At 60.0% G+C, this 18,087-nt stretch carries 15 protein-coding genes; 6 read left to right on the forward strand and 9 right to left on the reverse strand.

Annotated elements, in window-relative coordinates:
• Nucleotide 1: 1 nt before the first annotated feature.
• The 3 genes from pqqB to ACR8BF_RS09925 all read right to left on the reverse strand — a co-directional run bounded on the left by pqqB (nt 2) and on the right by ACR8BF_RS09925 (nt 2,205).
• Nucleotides 2–919 (reverse strand): pyrroloquinoline quinone biosynthesis protein PqqB, encoded by a 918-nt coding sequence (gene pqqB, locus ACR8BF_RS09915; RefSeq protein WP_292992586.1) that lies wholly within the window; start codon nt 917–919, stop codon nt 2–4.
• A 54-nt stretch (nt 920–973) separates the two neighbouring features.
• On the reverse strand, nt 974–1,045 hold the full coding sequence (pqqA, locus tag ACR8BF_RS09920) for a pyrroloquinoline quinone precursor peptide PqqA (RefSeq protein WP_010245082.1): 72 nt from the start codon (nt 1,043–1,045) through the stop codon (nt 974–976).
• A 143-nt stretch (nt 1,046–1,188) separates the two neighbouring features.
• Nucleotides 1,189–2,205 (reverse strand): dipeptidase, encoded by a 1,017-nt coding sequence (locus ACR8BF_RS09925; protein WP_434744880.1) that lies wholly within the window; start codon nt 2,203–2,205, stop codon nt 1,189–1,191.
• A 164-nt stretch (nt 2,206–2,369) separates the two neighbouring features.
• On the opposite strand from ACR8BF_RS09925, the gene leuA reads away from it, so the two are divergent.
• Nucleotides 2,370–4,085: a 2-isopropylmalate synthase gene (gene leuA, locus ACR8BF_RS09930; protein ID WP_434744881.1), complete on the forward strand. Its 1,716-nt coding sequence runs from the start codon at nt 2,370–2,372 to the stop codon at nt 4,083–4,085.
• Here the strand turns inward: leuA and ACR8BF_RS09935 are convergent.
• Nucleotides 4,006–4,785, reverse strand: coding sequence for an AraC family transcriptional regulator (locus ACR8BF_RS09935; RefSeq protein WP_179895801.1), 780 nt, complete (start codon nt 4,783–4,785; stop codon nt 4,006–4,008). The genes leuA and ACR8BF_RS09935 overlap by 80 nt on opposite strands.
• Complete coding sequence (locus tag ACR8BF_RS09940; protein ID WP_434744882.1) at nt 4,782–5,642, reverse strand: NAD(P)-dependent oxidoreductase; 861 nt, start codon at nt 5,640–5,642, stop codon at nt 4,782–4,784. The genes ACR8BF_RS09935 and ACR8BF_RS09940 overlap by 4 nt, the downstream gene beginning before the upstream one ends.
• Before the next feature lie 195 nt (nt 5,643–5,837).
• Here ACR8BF_RS09940 and pqqU point away from each other — a divergent pair, with 195 nt between their 5' ends.
• The gene (gene pqqU / locus ACR8BF_RS09945) at nt 5,838–7,952 is read left to right on the forward strand and encodes a TonB-dependent receptor PqqU (protein ID WP_434744883.1); all 2,115 of its coding nucleotides are present in this window, start codon (nt 5,838–5,840) and stop codon (nt 7,950–7,952) included.
• Between the two features lie 51 nt (nt 7,953–8,003).
• Here the strand turns inward: pqqU and ACR8BF_RS09950 are convergent, their stop codons facing one another.
• The 3 genes from ACR8BF_RS09950 to ACR8BF_RS09960 form a co-directional block, all read right to left on the reverse strand.
• Nucleotides 8,004–8,564: an isochorismatase family protein gene (locus ACR8BF_RS09950; RefSeq protein ID WP_179895804.1), complete on the reverse strand. Its 561-nt coding sequence runs from the start codon at nt 8,562–8,564 to the stop codon at nt 8,004–8,006.
• Nucleotides 8,565–8,579: 15 nt separating this feature from the next.
• Nucleotides 8,580–9,005 carry a MarR family winged helix-turn-helix transcriptional regulator gene (locus ACR8BF_RS09955; RefSeq protein WP_179895805.1) on the reverse strand — a complete coding sequence of 142 codons (426 nt, stop codon included), beginning with the start codon at nt 9,003–9,005 and terminating at the stop codon, nt 8,580–8,582.
• A 66-nt stretch (nt 9,006–9,071) separates the two neighbouring features.
• On the reverse strand, nt 9,072–9,629 hold the full coding sequence (locus ACR8BF_RS09960; protein WP_434744884.1) for a helix-turn-helix domain-containing protein: 558 nt from the start codon (nt 9,627–9,629) through the stop codon (nt 9,072–9,074).
• Between the two features lie 120 nt (nt 9,630–9,749).
• Between ACR8BF_RS09960 and ACR8BF_RS09965 the strand changes: the two genes are divergently transcribed.
• From ACR8BF_RS09965 to ACR8BF_RS09980, 4 genes are all read left to right on the forward strand, one after another.
• Nucleotides 9,750–10,922 carry a benzoate/H(+) symporter BenE family transporter gene (locus ACR8BF_RS09965; RefSeq protein WP_434744885.1) on the forward strand — a complete coding sequence of 391 codons (1,173 nt, stop codon included), beginning with the start codon at nt 9,750–9,752 and terminating at the stop codon, nt 10,920–10,922.
• 171 nt (nt 10,923–11,093) lie between these two features.
• On the forward strand, nt 11,094–12,497 hold the full coding sequence (locus ACR8BF_RS09970; RefSeq protein ID WP_434744886.1) for an SrfA family protein: 1,404 nt from the start codon (nt 11,094–11,096) through the stop codon (nt 12,495–12,497).
• Nucleotides 12,498–12,499: 2 nt separating this feature from the next.
• A complete protein-coding gene (locus tag ACR8BF_RS09975; protein WP_314983847.1) occupies nt 12,500–15,463 on the forward strand; it encodes a virulence factor SrfB in 2,964 nt (987 codons plus the stop codon).
• On the forward strand, nt 15,460–17,826 hold the full coding sequence (locus tag ACR8BF_RS09980) for a virulence factor SrfC family protein (RefSeq protein WP_434744887.1): 2,367 nt from the start codon (nt 15,460–15,462) through the stop codon (nt 17,824–17,826). Before ACR8BF_RS09975 ends, ACR8BF_RS09980 begins: the two co-directional genes overlap by 4 nt.
• Here ACR8BF_RS09980 and ACR8BF_RS09985 read toward each other — a convergent pair.
• Entirely contained in the window at nt 17,823–18,086 is a 264-nt protein-coding gene (locus tag ACR8BF_RS09985) for a barstar family protein (RefSeq protein WP_292992606.1), read from the reverse strand. The two genes, ACR8BF_RS09980 and ACR8BF_RS09985, sit on opposite strands and share 4 nt — an antisense overlap.
• Between the last annotated feature and the right edge of the window lies 1 nt (nt 18,087).

The following is an 18,087-nucleotide window of genomic DNA, read 5'->3' on the forward strand; positions in this document are numbered from 1 at the left end:
TTTAGCCCTGAAGGTGAATCGCCATCCCGTCCCAGCTCACCTCTATTCCCTGCTCCGTCAGAAACTGACGCTGCGGTGACTGCTCGTTAAGGATCGGATTGGTGTTGTTTATGTGGATCAGAATTTTGCGTTTTGCCGGCAGCGACGCCAGCAGCGCCATCAATCCCTGCTCTTCCGCCAGCGCCAGATGGCCCATCGCCTTGCCGGTGTTGTGACCCACGCCGGTGGTCAGCAGTTCATCATCCTGCCAGACGGTGCCATCAATCAGCAGGCAATCCGCTTTTTGCAGCCACGGCAGGATCACTGCATCCGGCTCGCCCAGACCTGGCGCATAGAGCAGCGTCTGACCCTTCGCCCGGTTCTCAATAAACAGCGCCACGTTGTGGCCCGGCAGCGGCCGATCACGGTACGGCGAATAAGGCGGTGCATTACTGATGATAGGAATTGCAGTGAACTGCAGATCAGTGCAGACGTCGACGCTGAACGGCATCAGTGGCGCAATCGGCCGGTGCTGCAAGCCGCCATTCCAGTGGGTGAGCATCGGAAAGATCGGGAAGCCGGTGCTGAGATCGGCATGCACTTCCGGCGTACACCACACCTGATGTGGACAGCCCTCACGCAGGCTCAGGAGCCCGGTCGTGTGATCGATCTGGCTGTCGGTCAGGATAATCCCCCCGATCGCCGTGCCGCGCAACACGCCCTTGCGGGTCAGTTCCGGGGTATGCAGGATCTGCTGGCTGATGTCGGGTGAGGCGTTGCATAGCACCCAGTCTTCGCCGTTATCACTGAGGATAATCGACGATTGCGTGCGTGCCTGGGCCTGAATTGTGCCGGTACGCACGCCGTGGCAGTTGGCGCAGTTGCAGTTCCACTGTGGAAACCCGCCACCCGCGGCTGAACCGAGGATTTTGATAAACATAGAGGAAAACCAGAAGTTGAAAAAAAATGCCCGCTCAGAGGGCGGGCAGAACGATTAACGGTTGGAGATGTAAAGAGTCACTTCCAGACCGAGACGCATATCAACGAAAGTGGGTTTTTTCCACATGAGTTACTTCCTCTTGGTTAACAATAAATGAGCTGCCTGAAATCAGCGTGATCGGTAATGAATGAGACCGCCGTCACAATTTCCAGGCAGATGTTGCGCCAATGGCGCGTCGGGATCAAGTCCGGAACGTAAGGAAATTGTTATCACAGCCCGGTCAGTTGTAAAACGCGCTGCCAGTTTCCCCATGCCAGTTTCTCTATCAGTGTCTGATCATAGCCCGCTTCCTGAAAAGCGGCGAGCAATCGCGGCATTCCGCTGACATCGCCCAGCGCCGCAGGAGGAGTAATCCCGTCAAAATCAGAGCCAAAGGCCACATTGTCGCTGCCCATTATCTTCATCAGGTGATCACAATGCTTAACAATTGCTGTTAATGGCGTATCCGCGTCGCGTTTACCGTCGGCGCGCAAAAACGCATTGCCGAAATTAATGCCGACCAGTCCGCCGCTGTCGCGGATCGCCATCAGCTGGTCATCAGTCAGATTACGCGGCTGCGGACAGAGAGCATGCGCGTTGGAGTGGCTGGCCACCAGCGGCGCGCGGGAGAGCCGGGCAGTCTCCCAAAACGTCTTACTGTTCATGTGCGACACGTCGATCATCATCTTCAGCTCACCCGCCTGCTGAATCAGCCTTTCACCGGCGGCGGTCAGGCCCGGCCCGGTATCAGGTGAGCCGGGAAAAGTGCCACTGACGCCTTCACCAAAGTGACTGCGCAGATTCCAGAATGGCCCGATGCTGCGCACACCTGCCTGCCAGAAGGCGTGCAGCTGCTCGCCCTGCTCATCCAGCGCATCGGCACCTTCGATGTGAGCCACCATCGCCAGCACACCATCGGTGCGGCAGGCGGTAATTTCGTCACTGCTGCGGCAGAGTCGCGCCCGTCCGCCGGACGCATCGGCCAGCTGCTGCAGGATATCGAGCTGTTGCCACATGATTTGCAGCGGTTCATACGGCTCAACGGCGCGTGCCGGAACCGTACTGGCAATGTACGCCTGCGGCGGCACGAAGATCGCAAACAGCCCGCCGCCCATTTCGCCCTGCTGTATGCGCGGAAAGTCGAGATGGCCTCGTTCAACACCCTGATAAAACGCCTGCGCGGGCGCATCACGATGATGCAGCCAGAGGTTAAGCAACAGATCGTTGTGACCGTCAAAAATCAGCATAAGTGTTCACCCGAATAAACAGGCGACCATGCTAACCCTGCCCGGCGGTTTTACCAAACAGGCGCACGCCGGGTGTTGTCACTTTTGCGCGTCAGGTTGTCAGCATTGCGCGCGCGGACCTGGAGGCGTGTTGGCAGACTGATAAAAAACAAAAGGAGAATCCTATGCTGACCCGACCTGCTGATAAATATCGTTCCTCCCCGGTAGTGTCTCTGCCCGACCGCCAGTGGCCTTCGCGCCAGCTCACCCGGGCCCCACGCTGGCTCTCTACCGATTTGCGTGACGGCAATCAGGCGCTGGCAGAACCGATGGATCGGGCGCGGAAAATGGCGTTCTGGGATCTGCTGCTGGGCTGCGGGTTCCGGGAGATTGAAGTCGCTTTTCCCTCGGCGTCGCAGACGGATTTCGATTTCGTCCGCGAGCTGATTGAGCAGCAGCGCATCCCGGCGGATGTGACGTTACAGGTACTGACCCAGGCGCGCGAAGATCTGATTGCCCGCACCTTTGTGGCGCTGCAGGGCGCTCCACGCGCCATTGTGCATCTGTATAACGCCACCGCGCCGCTGTTTCGCGAGCGAGTATTTAAGCAGAGCAAAGCGGACATCGTGGCGCTGGCCACCGCTGGCGCACGCCAGATCCGTGCCGAATGCCAGGCGCAACCGGAAACCCATTGGACCTTTGAATATTCGCCAGAGACCTTCTGCTTTACCGAGCCAGAGTTTGTGCTGGAGATTTGCGAGGCGGTGGCCGATGTCTGGCAACCGGACGCGCAGCGCCCGATGATCATTAATCTGCCTGCCACGGTGGAGATGAATACTCCCAACGTCTATGCCGATCAGATTGAGTTTTTCTGCCGCCATTTCAGCCGTCGTGATGCTGTCTGCATCAGCGTGCATCCGCACAACGATCGCGGCACCGGCGTCGCCTGTGCAGAACTGGCCCTGCTGGCGGGCGCTGATCGGGTCGAGGGCTGCCTGTTTGGCAACGGCGAACGCACCGGCAATGTCGATTTGATAACGCTGGCGCTGAATCTCTATACCCAGGGCGTTTCACCCCTGCTCGATTTCAGCCAGATGCATGAGGTGATTGAGGTCGTGACCCGCTGCAACCAGTTGCCGGTTCATCCGCGCCATCCCTATGCGGGCGAGCTGGTCTTCACCGCCTTCTCCGGTTCTCATCAGGATGCGATCAAAAAAGGGTTCGCCATCCGCGCAGAACGGCAGGAGAAAGTGTGGCAGATGCCCTATCTGCCGCTGGATCCGGCCGACATTGGCTGCAGCTATGAGGCGGTAATCCGCGTAAACAGTCAGTCGGGTAAAAGCGGGACCGCCTGGCTGCTGGAGCAGAATCATGGGTTACAAATGCCGCGTGCGCTGCAGCAGGATTTCAGCCGCTGTGTGCAGCAGGAGACGGACCGTCACGGCGGCGAGATGACGCACTACGCGCTGTGGCAACTCTTCTGCCGCCAGTATGGCGTAACGCAGCCTGCGGTGGCCTTGCAGCGGGCTGACAGCCAGAGTGACAGCGGCGGGCAGACGCAGATCAGCGCCAGCGTGAGGGTTCAGGACCGCTTCCTGACACTGACCGGCAGCGGCAACGGCTGGCTCTCTGCGGCGGTGAATGCCCTGCGCAGCGCGTTTGATCTGCATCTGACCATTGAGGACTATCACGAGCATACGCTGGGACGGCGCAGTGACAGCCGTTCTGTGGCCTATATCAGCTGTGTGGATGCCCGCGGTGTGCGGGCCTGGGGAGTGAGTATCGATAACGACACGGCCCGTGCCGCATTGCAGGCGCTGCTCAGCGCGGCAGGCCAGTTTCTGCAGGCGGAAAGTAGTCAGTGGGCGCAACGCCCAGCAGACGACGAAACATCGCACTAAACGCGCTGGGGCTCTCATATCCCAGCTCCAGCGCCACCCGCAACACGGAGTCGCCCTGCGCCAGTCGCGTCAGGGCGATTGCCAGGCGGGCACGTCGCACCCAGTCGCTGAACTGCAGTCCGGTTTCGCGCATAAAATGACGGGCCAGCGTGCGGCCCGAGACATTCATCTGCGCGCTGGCACGCTGCAGCGTCCATTTTTCATCGGGCGTCTGCTGAATCTGCTCGCACAGCGCCTGTAACCGGGGGCTGTCGGGCGTCGGCAGCGCAAAAGGCAGCACATCCATGCCCCGAATCTCATCCAGAATTAACTCCATCACTCGCTCGTCACGGCTCCCGGCGCTGTACTGCTCCGGCAGACTTAGCGCGGTGACGATCAGTTCACGCAGCAGCGGCGAGATCTGCACCACCTGACAACTGGCGGGCAGATCGGCGCGCGCCAGCGGATCGATAAACAACGTGCGCGCCGCGACGCTGCCGGTAACCCGCAGTGCATGGCGGGTAAACGCGGGCAGCCAGACACCGCGACCCGGCGGCACAATCCAGCTGCCGAACTCCGTCTCGACCCGCACCACGCCGCTCAGGGTATGGATCAGCTGGGCGCAGGTGTGATGATGCCAGGGTTCGCTGGCACCGTGCAGGTAGTCGTGCGCCAGCGGCACCAGCGGGCGCATGCTGAAATCAAAATGCTGCTGACTCATTGCGCCTTCAGGTAGCGGTAGATGACCGCCAGATCCTCTTCTCCGTGTCCCGCGTCTACCGCCTGCTGCCAGAGCTGCGCGATATTCTCCAGCGCGGGTAATGGCGTCTCTGTCGCATCCAGCGCCAGGCGGGCATCTTTAAGCGCCCAGACCAGATGCATCTGCGGCGTATAGTCATCGCTGGCCATCATTCCGAGCTTCATTTTCGCATAAGGCGCGGCCAGCGGACCGCCTTCCAGCACCTGCCAGAGATCGTCGGTGGAAAAGCCGAACTGCTCCGCCAGCCGGGTACTCTCCGCCAGGCTCTGCATCATGCCGATCAGCCAGCTGTTGATGACCAGCTTCATGCGGGTACTTTTTCCCGCCTCACCCAGCCACTTTGTGCCTTTACTGATGGCGGCAAACACCGCTTCTGCCGCCTGCGCCCGGCTCTGATCACCGCTGGCCAGCACCAGAATCTGTGCGTTTTCTGCTGGCGCTTTGGTGCCGGAGACTGGCGCGTCGATCAGCAAAAGATCGGGGCGTTTTTCTGCGAAAAATGCGATCAGCGCGTCGGTTTTTTCTATGCCGATGGTGCCCATCTGGCAGAGCGTTGCGCCCTGTTTAAACGCCTCTTTCGCCTGATGCAGCACCTGCTCCGTCGTGTCGCCATCGGCGAGCATGGCAATCACCACATCCGCCTGACGCACCGCGTCTTCCGGTGAGTCAGCCAGCTGTAAACCGGCTTCCAGCAGATCCTCGCCGCGTGCGCGGGTGCGGTTCCAGCCGTGTACGCGAAAGCCTTTTTTCAGCAGGTTGGCGGCAAATGCGTGCCCCATTGCGCCTAATCCCAGAACCGCCACTTCAGGTTGTTTCATGCTGACTCCCGTGAGTTTTTGTCTGCATCCGGAAGGCCCGGATGCCTGGTCACTGCAAAAGATGGATTCCAGCCTGGCGGTAAACAGAAAAAAAATCCAGCCCGAAACGGTGTACCCCGTCGCATCAAACCCTTACCATATGCAGCAATTGTTCCACCTGGTTCATTTACGCTTCTTTTTTTCAGGCCTCTGATAATGAAAATAATCTCTCTGCGTCAGGCGACGCTGTTGATGTTGCCTGCCCTTTTGCCGATGCCGATGCTGGCGGCGGATAATACGCTGGTCGTGACAGCCGCGCCGCTGGAAACGGGACTCAATGAACTCGATACGCCGGCTGCCCTGAGCGTGGTCAGCGGCGACGATATGCGTCAGTCAGCCGCGCGCGTAAACCTGTCGGAAAACCTCAGCAGCGTGCCAGGTCTGCAGATCCAGAACCGGCAGAATTACGCGCAGGACCTGCAGCTGTCGATGCGCGGCTTTGGCTCCCGCTCAACCTACGGCGTGCGGGGTCTGCGTATCTACGTGGATGGTATCCCCGCCACCATGCCGGATGGTCAGGCGCAGACCTCCAATATTGATATCGGCTCAATCGATCATGTCGACGTGCTGCGCGGTCCTTTTTCTGCGCTGTATGGCAACGCCTCGGGCGGCGTGATCAATGTTACTACCCAGCAGGGTCAGCAACCGACCACGCTGGAAGCCAGCAGCTGGTACGGCAGTTACGGCAGCTGGCGCAACAGCGTCAAAGCCAGCGGCGCCACCGGTGACGGCAGTCACGCCGGGGATGTGAATTACACCGTCTCCGCTTCCCGCTTCACCACCCACGGCTATCGCGATCACAGCGATGCACAGAAGAACCTCGGCAACGCCCGGCTGGGTGTGCGGATCGATGATGTCAGCACCCTGACGCTGCTGTTTAACAGCGTTCACATCGACGCGCAGGATCCTGGCGGCTTAACCGAGGCGCAGTGGCGGGACAATCCGCGCCAGGTAGCCAGCAACGTTACGCTCTACAACACCCGTAAAACCGTGGATCAGACCCAGGGCGGCCTGCGGTATCAGCGCCAGATGAGTGAAAATGACGACCTCAGCGTAATGCTTTATGCGGGGATGCGAGAAACCACTCAGTTCCAGTCAATTCCCGCCGCTGTTCAGCGCAACCCGTCTCATCCTGGTGGCGTAATCGCCCTGACACGCCACTATCAGGGTGTCGATACCCGCTGGACCCATCGCGACACGCTGCTGTCGATTCCGGTGGCGGTGACCGGTGGCCTCGACTACGAAACCATGACCGAGCGCCGTAAAGGCTATGAAAACTTCACCGTCAGCAATGGCGTGACGCAGCTGGGTGAACAGGGCAATCTGCGCCGCAACGAACGCAATCTGATGTGGACGCTCGATCCCTATCTGCAGACCGCCTGGCAACTGACCGATAAGCTGTCGCTGGATGCAGGGGTGCGCTTCAGCACCGTCAACTTTGACGCCAATGATTCCTATGTCCGGCCCGGTAACGGCGACGACAGCGGTGATGCGCGCTATCACAAATGGCTGCCCGCTGCGGCGCTGAAGTATGCCTTTGACCCAGGCTGGAATGCCTATGTTTCTGCCGGTCGTGGCTTTGAAACCCCGACCATTAATGAGCTGTCTTACCGTTCAGATGGCGCGACGGGCCTGAATCTCGGCTTGAAACCGGCCACCAGCGACACGCTGGAGATCGGCAGCAAAAAACGCATCGGCAATGGCCTGGTCAGCGCGGCGCTGTTCCAGACCGATACCCGTGATGAGATTGTGGCGGATACCAGCAGTGGCGGCCGCACCACCTATAAAAATGCCGGTCAGACCCGCCGTCGCGGTCTGGAGTTAAGCCTGGATCAGCAGTTTGCCTGGGACTGGCGACTGAAAATGGCTTACACGCTGCTGGATGCGCGCTATCGCAGCAACGCCTGCGGCAGCGAGAGCTGTGACGGCAATCGTATCCCTGGCATCGCACGTAACATGGCGTACGCCGGACTCGGCTACCTGCCAGAACAGGGCTTTTATGCAGGCAGCGAGGTACGCTATCTGAGCCAGATCGCCGCTGAAGATCAGAACAACGTGAATACCCCGTCCTACACCGTGGCGGCGGTAAACAGTGGCTATAAATGGCTGGTTGAGAACTGGACGCTGGATCTGTTTGGTCGGGTAGATAACCTGTTTGACCGGCACTATGTAGGTTCAGTGATTGTGAATGAGAGTAATGGACGCTACTTCGAGTCAGCGCCCGGCCGCAATTACAGCGTCGGTTTAACGCTGGGTTACGCCTTCCGCTAAAACCATCCGGGCCACCCTTGCCGTGGCCCGAATCTTACCGTTACACGCTAATCAGCCGCGCGATTTCAACTGCGCTTTAATATCCTCAGAGCTCCCGGTTTCACCCAGACGTGGGAAGATCAATTTCACGCTGTTGTCATGGGTATCCCTGTTCAAATCGGTCATCGCATCGGTGGCCAGCGTGACGTTGTAACCCAGCTCATACGCCTGACGTGCAGTTGATTCCACGCCGATGCTGGTTGCAATACCGCAGATCACAACCTGAGTAATGCCGCGCTTTTGCAGTTCCTCGTGCAGTGCCGTAGCGTGAAACGCGCCCCAGGTTTTCTTGGTGATGGTGAGGTCATTGGGCTGCGGGGTCATCGCCGGAACCAGTGTCGCCCAGTCAGCAGGCAATTCGCCGCTGTGAGGCGTCTGCTCGTTGCGGCCCGGTGCTCCACCCGCCACGTTAACCAGCACGACCGGCAGATCGTGCGCGCGAAATGCCTCTGCCAGTGCGGCACAGCGTTCGATCACCGGTTGCGGTTCATGAACCAGCGGCAGCGCCACAATACCGTGTTGCATGTCGATAACAATCAGCGCAGTTTTTGCATCAAGGGTGGTTACAGCCATGTTGAATCCTCAGGTTTAATCGTCAGTGAGTCGTTGTAACAGAGGAAGAACGTCTGTCAGTTGCTGCTGCTCTGCCGGGCTGAGCCGTGCTTCCAGGGTCCGGGTCAGCCAGTCATCGCGGAGTGCGCGACTCGAGCTAATCACCGCCATTCCCGACTCAGTAGGCAGATAGCGGGTTTTCCGTCCATCATGGGGATCAGCCTCGCCCCTCACCCATTCTGCCGCCAGTAACCCGGCGACGGTCGCACCCATTGACTGGGTACGTACACCTTCGGCAGATGCCAGCTGCGTTACCGTCATTGCTCCGGCGCGCACCAGATGGCCCAGCACCGCAACCTGTGACCAGGTGAGTTCGCCAGGCGGTGCCGACTCACGTAACCGGCGACCCAGCTTGCCCACCAGCATACGCAGCATTGCAGCGGATTCCGTCAGATCGCTCATTACTCGTCTCCATCGATTAGCGAAAGTATAAAGATACGAAGGCAAACTGTGTAGTTTGCACCGGTATCAATTTGTAACGTCCGGGCGTTGCAGGTAATGAATCAGGCTGTGGAAGCGCAGCGGCGTGCTGAGCGGGTTACGGTAGCTGTGCAGCACATCGGCCCTGAACTGAAACGCTTCGCCGGTCAGCAGACGGCGCCAGACATCGCCGATCCCCAGCAGCAGTTCGCCTTCAATCACCACCACCTGCTCCACGCAGCCCGCTTCATGCGGTGAAGAGTGACTCTGCGCGCCCGCTGCCAGCTCCACCGCCAGCAGATCAAAACGCAGTTGTGGATCGTAAGGCAGCAGCGACCGTACCGACATTTCGGCATTCGGCTGACTGAAGCCTGATGCTGTGCCGACGGGTAGCGCGCTACCGTCGATAAAAAAGGAAAAGGGAACGTTGAAACCGGTGGCAATCTTCCACAGCGTCGCCACAGTGGGACTCGATTCGCCGCGCTCAATCTGCCCCAGCATCGCTTTGCTGACGCCGGTACGCTCTGCCGTGAGCGTCAGGCTCCAGCCATTGGCCTGCCGCAACTGTCTGAGCGCGCCGCTCAGGTGTTGCTGAAAATCCGCCATTTTTTCTCCTGAATTCCCGTCCTGGTGTGTCACGTTATGGCGATAGTGTACCACTTGTGCGTTATAGCGCATCATGCGACCATGTGCGCTATAACGCACAATCTCATTAAGAGTTTAATCATGACGAGAGCCGAACCGTCCCGTTTTACCCTGCCAATGCTGGTCTCTGGCTTTGTTGCAGTTCTGGTAGGCTACAGCAGCAGCAGCGCAATTATTTATCAGATGTTTCAGGCGGCCGGTGCCACGCCTGAACAGATTGGCGGCTGGCTGTCTGTGCTGGGGCTTGCGCAGGGAATCGTCTCGCTGGGGCTGTCATTACGTTACCGCATGCCGGTTCTGGCCGCCTGGTCAACGCCGGGGGCCGCACTGCTGGCGACCAGTTTTCACGGCATTTCGCTGAATGAGGCGGCAGGCGTCTTTGTTTTCGCCAACCTGCTGATTGTCGTATGCGGCGTGACCGGCCTGTTTGCCCGGCTGATGAACCACATTCCCGCCTCGCTGGCGGCGGCGATGCTGGCGGGCATTCTGCTGCGCTTCGGGCTACAGACTTTTGCCGATTTGCAGAGCAATTTTGCGCTGTGCGCCAGCATGTGCCTGGCCTGGCTACTGGCCCGTCGCTGGCTGGCCCGTTATGCCATTCTGGTGACGCTGATGGTGGGTATTGCAGTCGCGCTTGGCCAGCACGCCATCCACTTTCCGCCGCAGTCGATTATGCTGGCGCTGCCGCAGCCGGTGATGCCGCACTTTACCCTGACCACGCTGCTGGGGATTGGCGTGCCCTATTTCCTGGTGACGATGGCATCGCAGAATGCGCCCGGCATCGCGACGTTACAGGCGCACGGCTACCGGCCGCCAGTCTCGTCACTAATGAGCTGGACCGGATTCACTGCCCTGTTGCTCTCGCCCTTTGGGGGTTTTTCGGTCTGCGTGGCGGCAATTACAGCGGCGATCTGCATGAGCGATGAGGTCGATCCTGATCCTCAGCAGCGCTGGCGGGCGGCGGTGCTGGCCGGGGTGTTCTATTTGCTGGCGGGCGCATCCGGTGCGCTGATTGCCGTGCTCTTCAGTGCACTGCCTGCGGTGCTGATTGAGGCGATGGCGGGTCTGGCACTGCTTGCCACGCTGGGCGGCAGCCTGCATCGCGCACTCGATGTGCCTGCGGAACGCGACAGCGCACTGATCGCATTTTTGATCACTGCGTCAGGCGTTTCTCTATTGGGTATTGGTCCTGCCTTCTGGGGACTGTTGGGTGGCGTTTTCGCTCACCTGTTGCTGGTGCGTAAAACCGCCTGATTGCGTGATAGCTGCTGAAATATCGGTTATTTTTCCACCCGCCGATGAAAAAAACACTGGATTTACCTCCTTTTCTGCCGTTTGATTTGTCATTGCCCCGCGTAAAATCAACCTAATCGTCGATAACACGCGATTTTCTGCCTCAGACAACGACCGATAAGGGCCCAACAGGTGGCAAAAACTATTCTGCGCAGCGGTAATTTAGATGCAGTTCTGGCATTAGGTGAAAATGGCCAGCCGGTCTACGCCTCTGCACTGCAAATTCGTGAAACCCTGCGCCTGCGCCGTCAGGGCGCACTGGCAGATTGCCTGGCAATTCCTCAGGCCAATGAACGGGGCGATCGCCTCGACTGGTATGCCCCTTTTAGCGGCCGGGTGAAATCCTGGCTGGGCGCCAGCGATCATGAACGTCGTGCGGCGCTGCAACAGCTCACTGCCTGTCAGCAGGATATGCAGGAACTTAGCACGCGCGCGCGCGCGGCAGAGAACCCGTCGATGCGCCTGTTTGGTGCCCTTCTGAGCAAAACCCTGCAATTCCCCGACCAGCAGTATGTCTATCTGGTTGATGGCAAACCGGTTATCACTTTCTGGGGCTTTGTCGATGCCCAGGCGCGCAGTCGCGATGACGCGCTGGCCTGTCTGCGTGACACCCTGGAAGAGAACCTGCCGGCTTCACTGGTTGAACCGCTGCCTGAGCTGCCTGCTGCGCCGGCAGTCGCTGACCCGGTTGTTATCGCGGAACCTGAGCCTGAATCCAGACCTGAACCAGAACCTGAACCCGACGCGGTTGCAGAACCGCTGCCGGTTGCGGCACCCGCTGAACCTCAGCCGGTCACGCCGGTGGCGGCACGCCATCCTTTCCGCATCTGGTATCTGTTACCGCCTGTGGCGATTGCGGCTGCTGTGATGGTGGCCGTGCTGCTGCATAAACCGGAGCCTGTGGTGACACCGGTTGCGACAACGAAGCCGGTAACCGCCCCTGCACCTGTATCCACCCCGACACCCGCTGCGACTCAGGCACCCGCTGCGACACCGTCTGCTGCGCCGTCCACTGCGACACCTGCGGAGACAGCAACGGCTGAGAAACAACCCGAGGCGCTGCCGCAGAAACCCGCAAGCACTGGCACGACCGAAGCCGCACCTGCCGACTCATCTGCTACCCTTGCCACTGTGGTGACCCCGCCGGTTCCGGCTAAAGCCGATGACCTGATCGTCACGCCGGACGCCGTCCGCGAAGGTCAGGTGCAGGTGATTGATGGCCGCTGGCGTGTCACTATCGACCAGATGCAGACACCAACCGGTAAGCCGCCAGTGATGCGCTTCCAGTTTAAAAATGGCAAAGGCAGCGTGCAGGTCGCCCAGGGTAATACTACCTGTAAAGCCGATGTCAGTGCCGCCATGACCAGCGCTGGCAACCTGGTTATTGAGAGCCGCTACACGGCGAAGTGCCAGAACAATTCGCGCTACCGTATGCCACTGCTGGTCTGCCATGCGAGTATGGGCGCCGCCGTGTGTGAAGCACAGTATGCTGATGACCGGGTGTTCCCGATGACGATTAAGCGTGAGAGTAAATAACGATGCTGGCTCCCCTGATCGATGACAAACAAAAAATTTCGCTGATTGAAAACAGCGGTGTGCAGTTTCTTGATTTTGGCCTGCAGCTCTCAGATACCCCGGCGCGCCGTCAGTTTGTGCGCCAGACCGCCAACGGCCCGCTGCTGCGCCTCAAGGTCGATGGCAACAGTGGGAAGTTCCTGCTCTATCCGGAAGATGGGGGTGCCGCTGAAGTGGTACGTCCGGAGTCCGATATCGCCCTGGCGGACTCACTGACTTTGCTGTCAGCCTGCTGGCTGCCGTTGCCGATGCTGCGCTGCGCCAGCGGACGTCGTTTTATCGGCGGCCCTGAAAACTGGGCGCGCATGCGTCTGGTTGCCCTGCCTGCACCCGATGCGGCGGGCAATACCCATCGCGTCAGCCTCGCCTTTGATACCCGCTGCGTGGCGGAACAGGACGGCGGCGAACAGCTGGGCCTCAGCGTCGCCGATGCGCAGAATGGCGTATCCTTTGCGCTCGCCTGGCACAATTATGAGCTGGGTGAGTTTCTGGACCTGACCTGGGTTGATGGCTGGCTGCGCGAATCCTTTACCGACCGCGTCTCCGATCGCCGTGAACAGGCCATTAATCAGGCGCTGCGCGAATTTGAGTATCAAGCGCACTACCTTAATCTGCTGGAACTGCTGGGCGAACAGCTCGACCTCAGCGAGATCCACATTCAGGCTGCCACGCTGCAAACCCCGGCGGTCAATGTCGATATCATTCTGGATGTCGGCAACTCCCATACCTGCGGCGTTCTGGTGGAAGATCATCCGGAAGAAAGCAACGGCCTGAAGCAAACCTATGAGTTGCAGCTGCGCGATCTCTCCGAGCCGCATCAGGTTTACAACGAGCTGTTCGACAGCCGCCTGGAATTTGCCGAGACCCGTTTTGGCAAAGCCAATTTCTCGCTGGAAAGCGGTCGTGAACAGGCCTTTATGTGGCCTTCTCTGACGCGCGTCGGACGCGAAGCGAGCCGTCTGGCCCTGCAGCGTGTGGGACTGGAAGGCAGCACTGGCCTCTCCAGCCCGCGCCGCTATCTGTGGGACGAAGCGCGCTATCAGCCAGGCTGGCGTTTTAACACGCCCGGCGATCAGGCTGAACCCCTGGCTTATGCCGCACCCTTTACTACCCTGCTGAACGACGAAGGTCAGCCGCTCTCTACGCTGGCACCGGACGATCGTCTGCCGGTCTTTTCACCGCACTACAGCCGCAGTTCGCTGATGACCTTTATGCTGTGTGAACTGCTGGCTCAGGCGCTGATGCAGATGAACAGCGCGGCACAGCGTCAGCGGATGCCGCAGAGCCACGCGCCGCGTCAGCTGCGCCATGTGATCCTGACGTTGCCGTCAGCGATGCCAAAACCGGAGCGTGAAATTTTCCGCCGCCGGATGCAGGAAGCGCTGGCGCTGGTCTGGAAAGCGGAAGGCTGGCTGGCGGATGAAGATGAATTCACACCTTCGCTGCCGCGTCAGAATCCGAAACCGCTGCCGGATGTGCAGATGGAGTGGGATGAAGCGACCTGTGGTCAGATGGTCTGGCTGTTCAATGAAACCCAGGTCAACTTTGCCGGTCGCGCCGAAGACTTTTTCAGCAGCATGGCCCGGCCCGATCGCCCGCGCGATGCCGACGAACTGCCAGGCAAGAGCCTGCGTATCGCCTCGATCGATATTGGCGGCGGCACCACCGATCTCGCCATCACCCAGTATCGTCTGGACGATGGTCAGGGCAATAACGTTAAAATCACGCCACGCCTGCTGTTCCGCGAAGGGTTTAAAGTGGCGGGCGACGATATCCTGCTGGATGTGATCCAGCTGTGGATTCTACCGGCCCTGCAGCAGCATCTGCAGAAAGCGGGACTGACGCTGGCAGAACCGCTGATGAACAAGCTGTTTGGTCACGACAGCCGCATGGACGGTCAGGCGACACTGCGTCAGCAGGTCACCCTGCAATTGTTTATTCCGCTGGCGCAGGCGGTGCTGGAGCGCTATGAAAACTGGGATCCGCTGGAGAGCCACGCAGAAATTAATGCCCTGTTTGGCGAGCTGGTCGAACAGCCACCAGGCGACGCGGTGCTGGCGTTTGTTAACGGCGAGATTCAGCGCGAACTGGGCGGTAATAGCCGTTTTGACCTGCTGCAGGTGCCGCTGGTCGTCAGCCTGGCACAGCTGCATGGTGAATTTATGCAGCACCGCATGGCGATCATTCCGGCGCTGCGCTCAATGTGTGAAGTCGTGTCGCTCTATCAGTGCGACGTGCTGCTGCTGACCGGTCGTCCGTCGCGCTTCCCTGGCATCCAGGCACTGGTGCGCCATCTGCAACCGCTGCCGGGCAGCCGTATTCTGTCGCTGGAAGGCTATCACACCAGCGACTGGTATCCGTTTAACAAACATGGTCGCATCGATAACCCAAAATCCACGGCGGCGGTCGGCGCGATGCTCTGCCTGCTGGCGCTGGATCTTCGCCTTAGCAGCTTCTGGTTCCGCGCGGGCGACTTTGAACCCTATTCGACGATTCGCTACCTTGGCGTGCTCGATGAAAACCAGGCGCTCACGGACGAGAACCTCTGCTACAGCGAAATGGACCTCGACGATCCCGGTTATGTGCTGGATAAAAAAGGCAGTTTCCGTATTCGCGGCAATGTCTGTCTGGGCTTCCGGCAGCTCGATAACGACCGCTGGCCCGCCTCACCGCTTTACAGCCTGACGCTGAACGACGCCACGCTGGCGCGCAAAGTGGCCGGTGAGAGCGTGCTGCGCATCCGCCTGGCCGTAAAAGCGGGTCCTGACGCGTCCGGCCCGGAAACCCTGGTGCTGAGCGATGCGCGTCTGGATGATGGCACCCGCGTGCCACTGGAACAATTAAGTCTGAAGCTGAATACCCTGTCGGCGACCGGCAATGCCAATGCGCAATACTGGATTGACAGCGGGAGCGTGTGTAAACGATGAAAGCTCTGAAACCCCGTCAGCCGCAAACGCTGGCAAAGCGTCTTAGCCTGTTACAGGACGCACTGAATAATAGTCTGGCGTGGATTGAGACCACGCGCGAGCAGTCGCCGCGTCTGGCGCTGGAAGCCGAAACCCTGACGCTGCAACTGCGGCAGGCGCGCGTGCAGGCTCAGGCACTGGCGCAGCAGGTGGCGCGTCCGGTGACGCTGGCGCTGTTTGGTCAGTCGCAGGCAGGCAAAGCCTGGCTGCTGAACGAGATGGTGGCTGATGCCCAGGGCCAGTTAGTGACCCGCATGGGCGAGAAACAGCTGAGCTGGTTCCAGCATATCAATCCCGGCAACCTCGATTTTGCTACCGCTACCCGCTTCAGCCATCAGCGCGAACCGCTGTCAGGTGAATGGCCGGTTGAACTGACGCTGCTGAGCGAAGCGGAGATCGTACGGCTGATGGTCGCCTGTGCCGGCGCGATCACGCCCGACACCGCGCAGATTGACAGCGCACTGCAGCGTCTTCAGCGTCATCGTCTCGCGACGCCGCTGGCCGGTCTGGAAGGTGATGCGATGGTCACGCTCTGGTCCTGGAGCCGTCGCCGTCCGCACCATGATGTGCGTCTCGATCGTCACTTCTGGCCACAGGCCGTTGAGCTGGCGCCCTGGCTCAGCGTTGACGACCGGGTGGAGCTCTTTTCACTGTTGTGGTCTGGTCAGTCCGAACTGAATGAGATGCTGCGCAGCCTGCTGCATCTGCGCCACCAGTTGCGTAACAGCAGCCGGATACTCGCCCCGCTGAGCCTGCTGACCGACGCGTCATTGCTGCCAGCCGAGCAGTTGATTGTGCCAGCCAGCGAGCAGGATCAGCAGCAGCTGGTCGAAGTCTGCCCGCTGAACGGTAACCGCATCGGCAAAGCGCAAAACGTCCCGCTGGGACTACTGGCGCTGCTGACGCTGGAAGTGCTGGTGCCGCTGAGCTCCACACCGCGTACCGCGCTCTATGATGATGCCGATATGCTGGAGCTGCCCGCGCCGGGTAAGTCTGCCGACGTGGCGACCCAGGAAGATCGTCAGCGCCTGCAGCAGCAGGATCCGTTGCGAGCGCAGCTGCTGGAACAGAAACGCGCCCTGCTGCCCGGTTTTTACGCCGCCCGTCAGGCGATTGATCTGCTGCTGGTCTGCACCGCAGCCAGCCACCGTCAGGATGCTGACCTCGCCAGCGAAACGCTGCGCGAATGGCAGCGTCAGCAGCCCGCCCAGGAATCAGCAGAGAAACCGCGCCTGATCTGGGCAATTACCCCGTTCGATGCCCGCCATCAGCAGGTCAACGTGGATGAAGCAGTGCAGCGTCAGATGGGACAACCCGGCCAGCACTGGGGATCGATGCTGGCGCTGGATCGCGCGGGCGTCGACCGCATGGCGAGCTGGTTACTGGAAGAGATGCAGCCGGAAGCCCGCCGCGACATGCTGCTGGCTCAGCTGGCGCAGATTCAGCACACCGTCGTGGAGCGGCGTCTGCTGCCCTGGACCGAAGCGGGTGCCAGCCCGGAACAGGCGGCACGCAAACAGAATATCGCCGACACGCTGCTGAAGTGTTTACAGCATCGCACCGGCCTGCATGGCGAGCTGCTGGAACGTCTGCAGCCGCCGCGTGAAGCACTGCGCCAGCTGTGGCTCAATCAGTCAGCCCTGCAGGGCAGCAAACCGGCCACTATTCAGGCACCGGAAAATCAGTTCGGCATCGGGTTTGAATTTGACCTGTTCAGTGAGAGCCCGGCTGAAGCGCCGGTTCAGCCGCGTCAGAGCCTGCAGAGTGCACAGCAGTTCCCGCGTCAGGTGCTGCTGCTGTGGCTGGATCATCTGCGTCAGTTGCCGGAAAACCGCAGCCTGCTGGCGTTGCTGAACGTGGACAAGGCAACGATGGAGTGGCTGGTTGAGGAGTTGATCACGGCCGGTTTCCGCAACGATATCGCCCAGAAATTGCAGCTGGCACTGCATGAGCCGGATACGCAGAGCGTCAGTCATGAATCACGCGCCGATCGTCAGGTAACGCGGGCGATGACGGTGCTGGGGGATTTTGTGGCCTGGCTCGGTTTTTTACAGCGTCCTGAGTCTAAACGTCCTGCCAGCCGCGTTAATCGCGGTCAGGTGATTTTCTCACGCCCTCCGGCGCCCAGCGTCAGCTTCAGTACCGGTCAGCGCCTGACCAAACTCTCTGCAGCGCCGGCCAACCACACCGCCTACTATATCTACGACTGGCTGGTAGGTCTGAATCAGGTGATCATTGAGAACAATGGTTACACCGGCGGCGGCGATTTGCCGCTGGCGGCCCGCGAAGCGCTGGTTGCACTGCTCAAGCCACTGCGCGCTTAATCAATGATCAGGCGCAGTTCGCCCTCCAGCGACTGCGCCGCCTCTTCCAGCAGCGCCAGCACCGGCGCTAAATCAGCCTGATGCGCCGCATAATGCTGCAATCCTACTGTAGCAGGCAGCGCCATCCCGCCCGTCAGCCAGTCCCATAACGCATCCAGATTATGTCCGAAGCTCTGCGGGCAACCGCTCTGCTCAGCAAACTGCTGATAAAAGGCCGCACGCGTAGTGAGCTGACGCAGGTCAAAGGTCAGATTCAGCATG

The organism is Candidatus Pantoea rara (assembly GCF_051136265.1).
Classification (GTDB): Bacteria; Pseudomonadota; Gammaproteobacteria; order Enterobacterales; family Enterobacteriaceae; genus Pantoea; species Pantoea rara.

What these genes read in the sequence shown, in the direction of transcription:
- ACR8BF_RS09975 (WP_314983847.1), top strand. Translation starts at nt 12,500, where the DNA reads ATGCTGGCTCCCCTGATCGATGACAAACAAAAAATTTCGCTGATTGAA.
- ACR8BF_RS09925 (WP_434744880.1), bottom strand. Translation starts at nt 2,205, where the DNA reads ATGCTGATTTTTGACGGTCACAACGATCTGTTGCTTAACCTCTGGCTG.
- ACR8BF_RS09965 (WP_434744885.1), top strand. Translation starts at nt 9,750, where the DNA reads ATGACGAGAGCCGAACCGTCCCGTTTTACCCTGCCAATGCTGGTCTCT.
- pqqU (WP_434744883.1), top strand. Translation starts at nt 5,838, where the DNA reads ATGAAAATAATCTCTCTGCGTCAGGCGACGCTGTTGATGTTGCCTGCC.
- leuA (WP_434744881.1), top strand. Translation starts at nt 2,370, where the DNA reads ATGCTGACCCGACCTGCTGATAAATATCGTTCCTCCCCGGTAGTGTCT.
- ACR8BF_RS09960 (WP_434744884.1), bottom strand. Translation starts at nt 9,629, where the DNA reads ATGGCGGATTTTCAGCAACACCTGAGCGGCGCGCTCAGACAGTTGCGG.
- ACR8BF_RS09980 (WP_434744887.1), top strand. Translation starts at nt 15,460, where the DNA reads ATGAAAGCTCTGAAACCCCGTCAGCCGCAAACGCTGGCAAAGCGTCTT.
- ACR8BF_RS09940 (WP_434744882.1), bottom strand. Translation starts at nt 5,642, where the DNA reads ATGAAACAACCTGAAGTGGCGGTTCTGGGATTAGGCGCAATGGGGCAC.
- ACR8BF_RS09935 (WP_179895801.1), bottom strand. Translation starts at nt 4,785, where the DNA reads ATGAGTCAGCAGCATTTTGATTTCAGCATGCGCCCGCTGGTGCCGCTG.
- ACR8BF_RS09955 (WP_179895805.1), bottom strand. Translation starts at nt 9,005, where the DNA reads ATGAGCGATCTGACGGAATCCGCTGCAATGCTGCGTATGCTGGTGGGC.
- pqqB (WP_292992586.1), bottom strand. Translation starts at nt 919, where the DNA reads ATGTTTATCAAAATCCTCGGTTCAGCCGCGGGTGGCGGGTTTCCACAG.
- ACR8BF_RS09985 (WP_292992606.1), bottom strand. Translation starts at nt 18,086, where the DNA reads ATGCTGAATCTGACCTTTGACCTGCGTCAGCTCACTACGCGTGCGGCC.
- ACR8BF_RS09950 (WP_179895804.1), bottom strand. Translation starts at nt 8,564, where the DNA reads ATGGCTGTAACCACCCTTGATGCAAAAACTGCGCTGATTGTTATCGAC.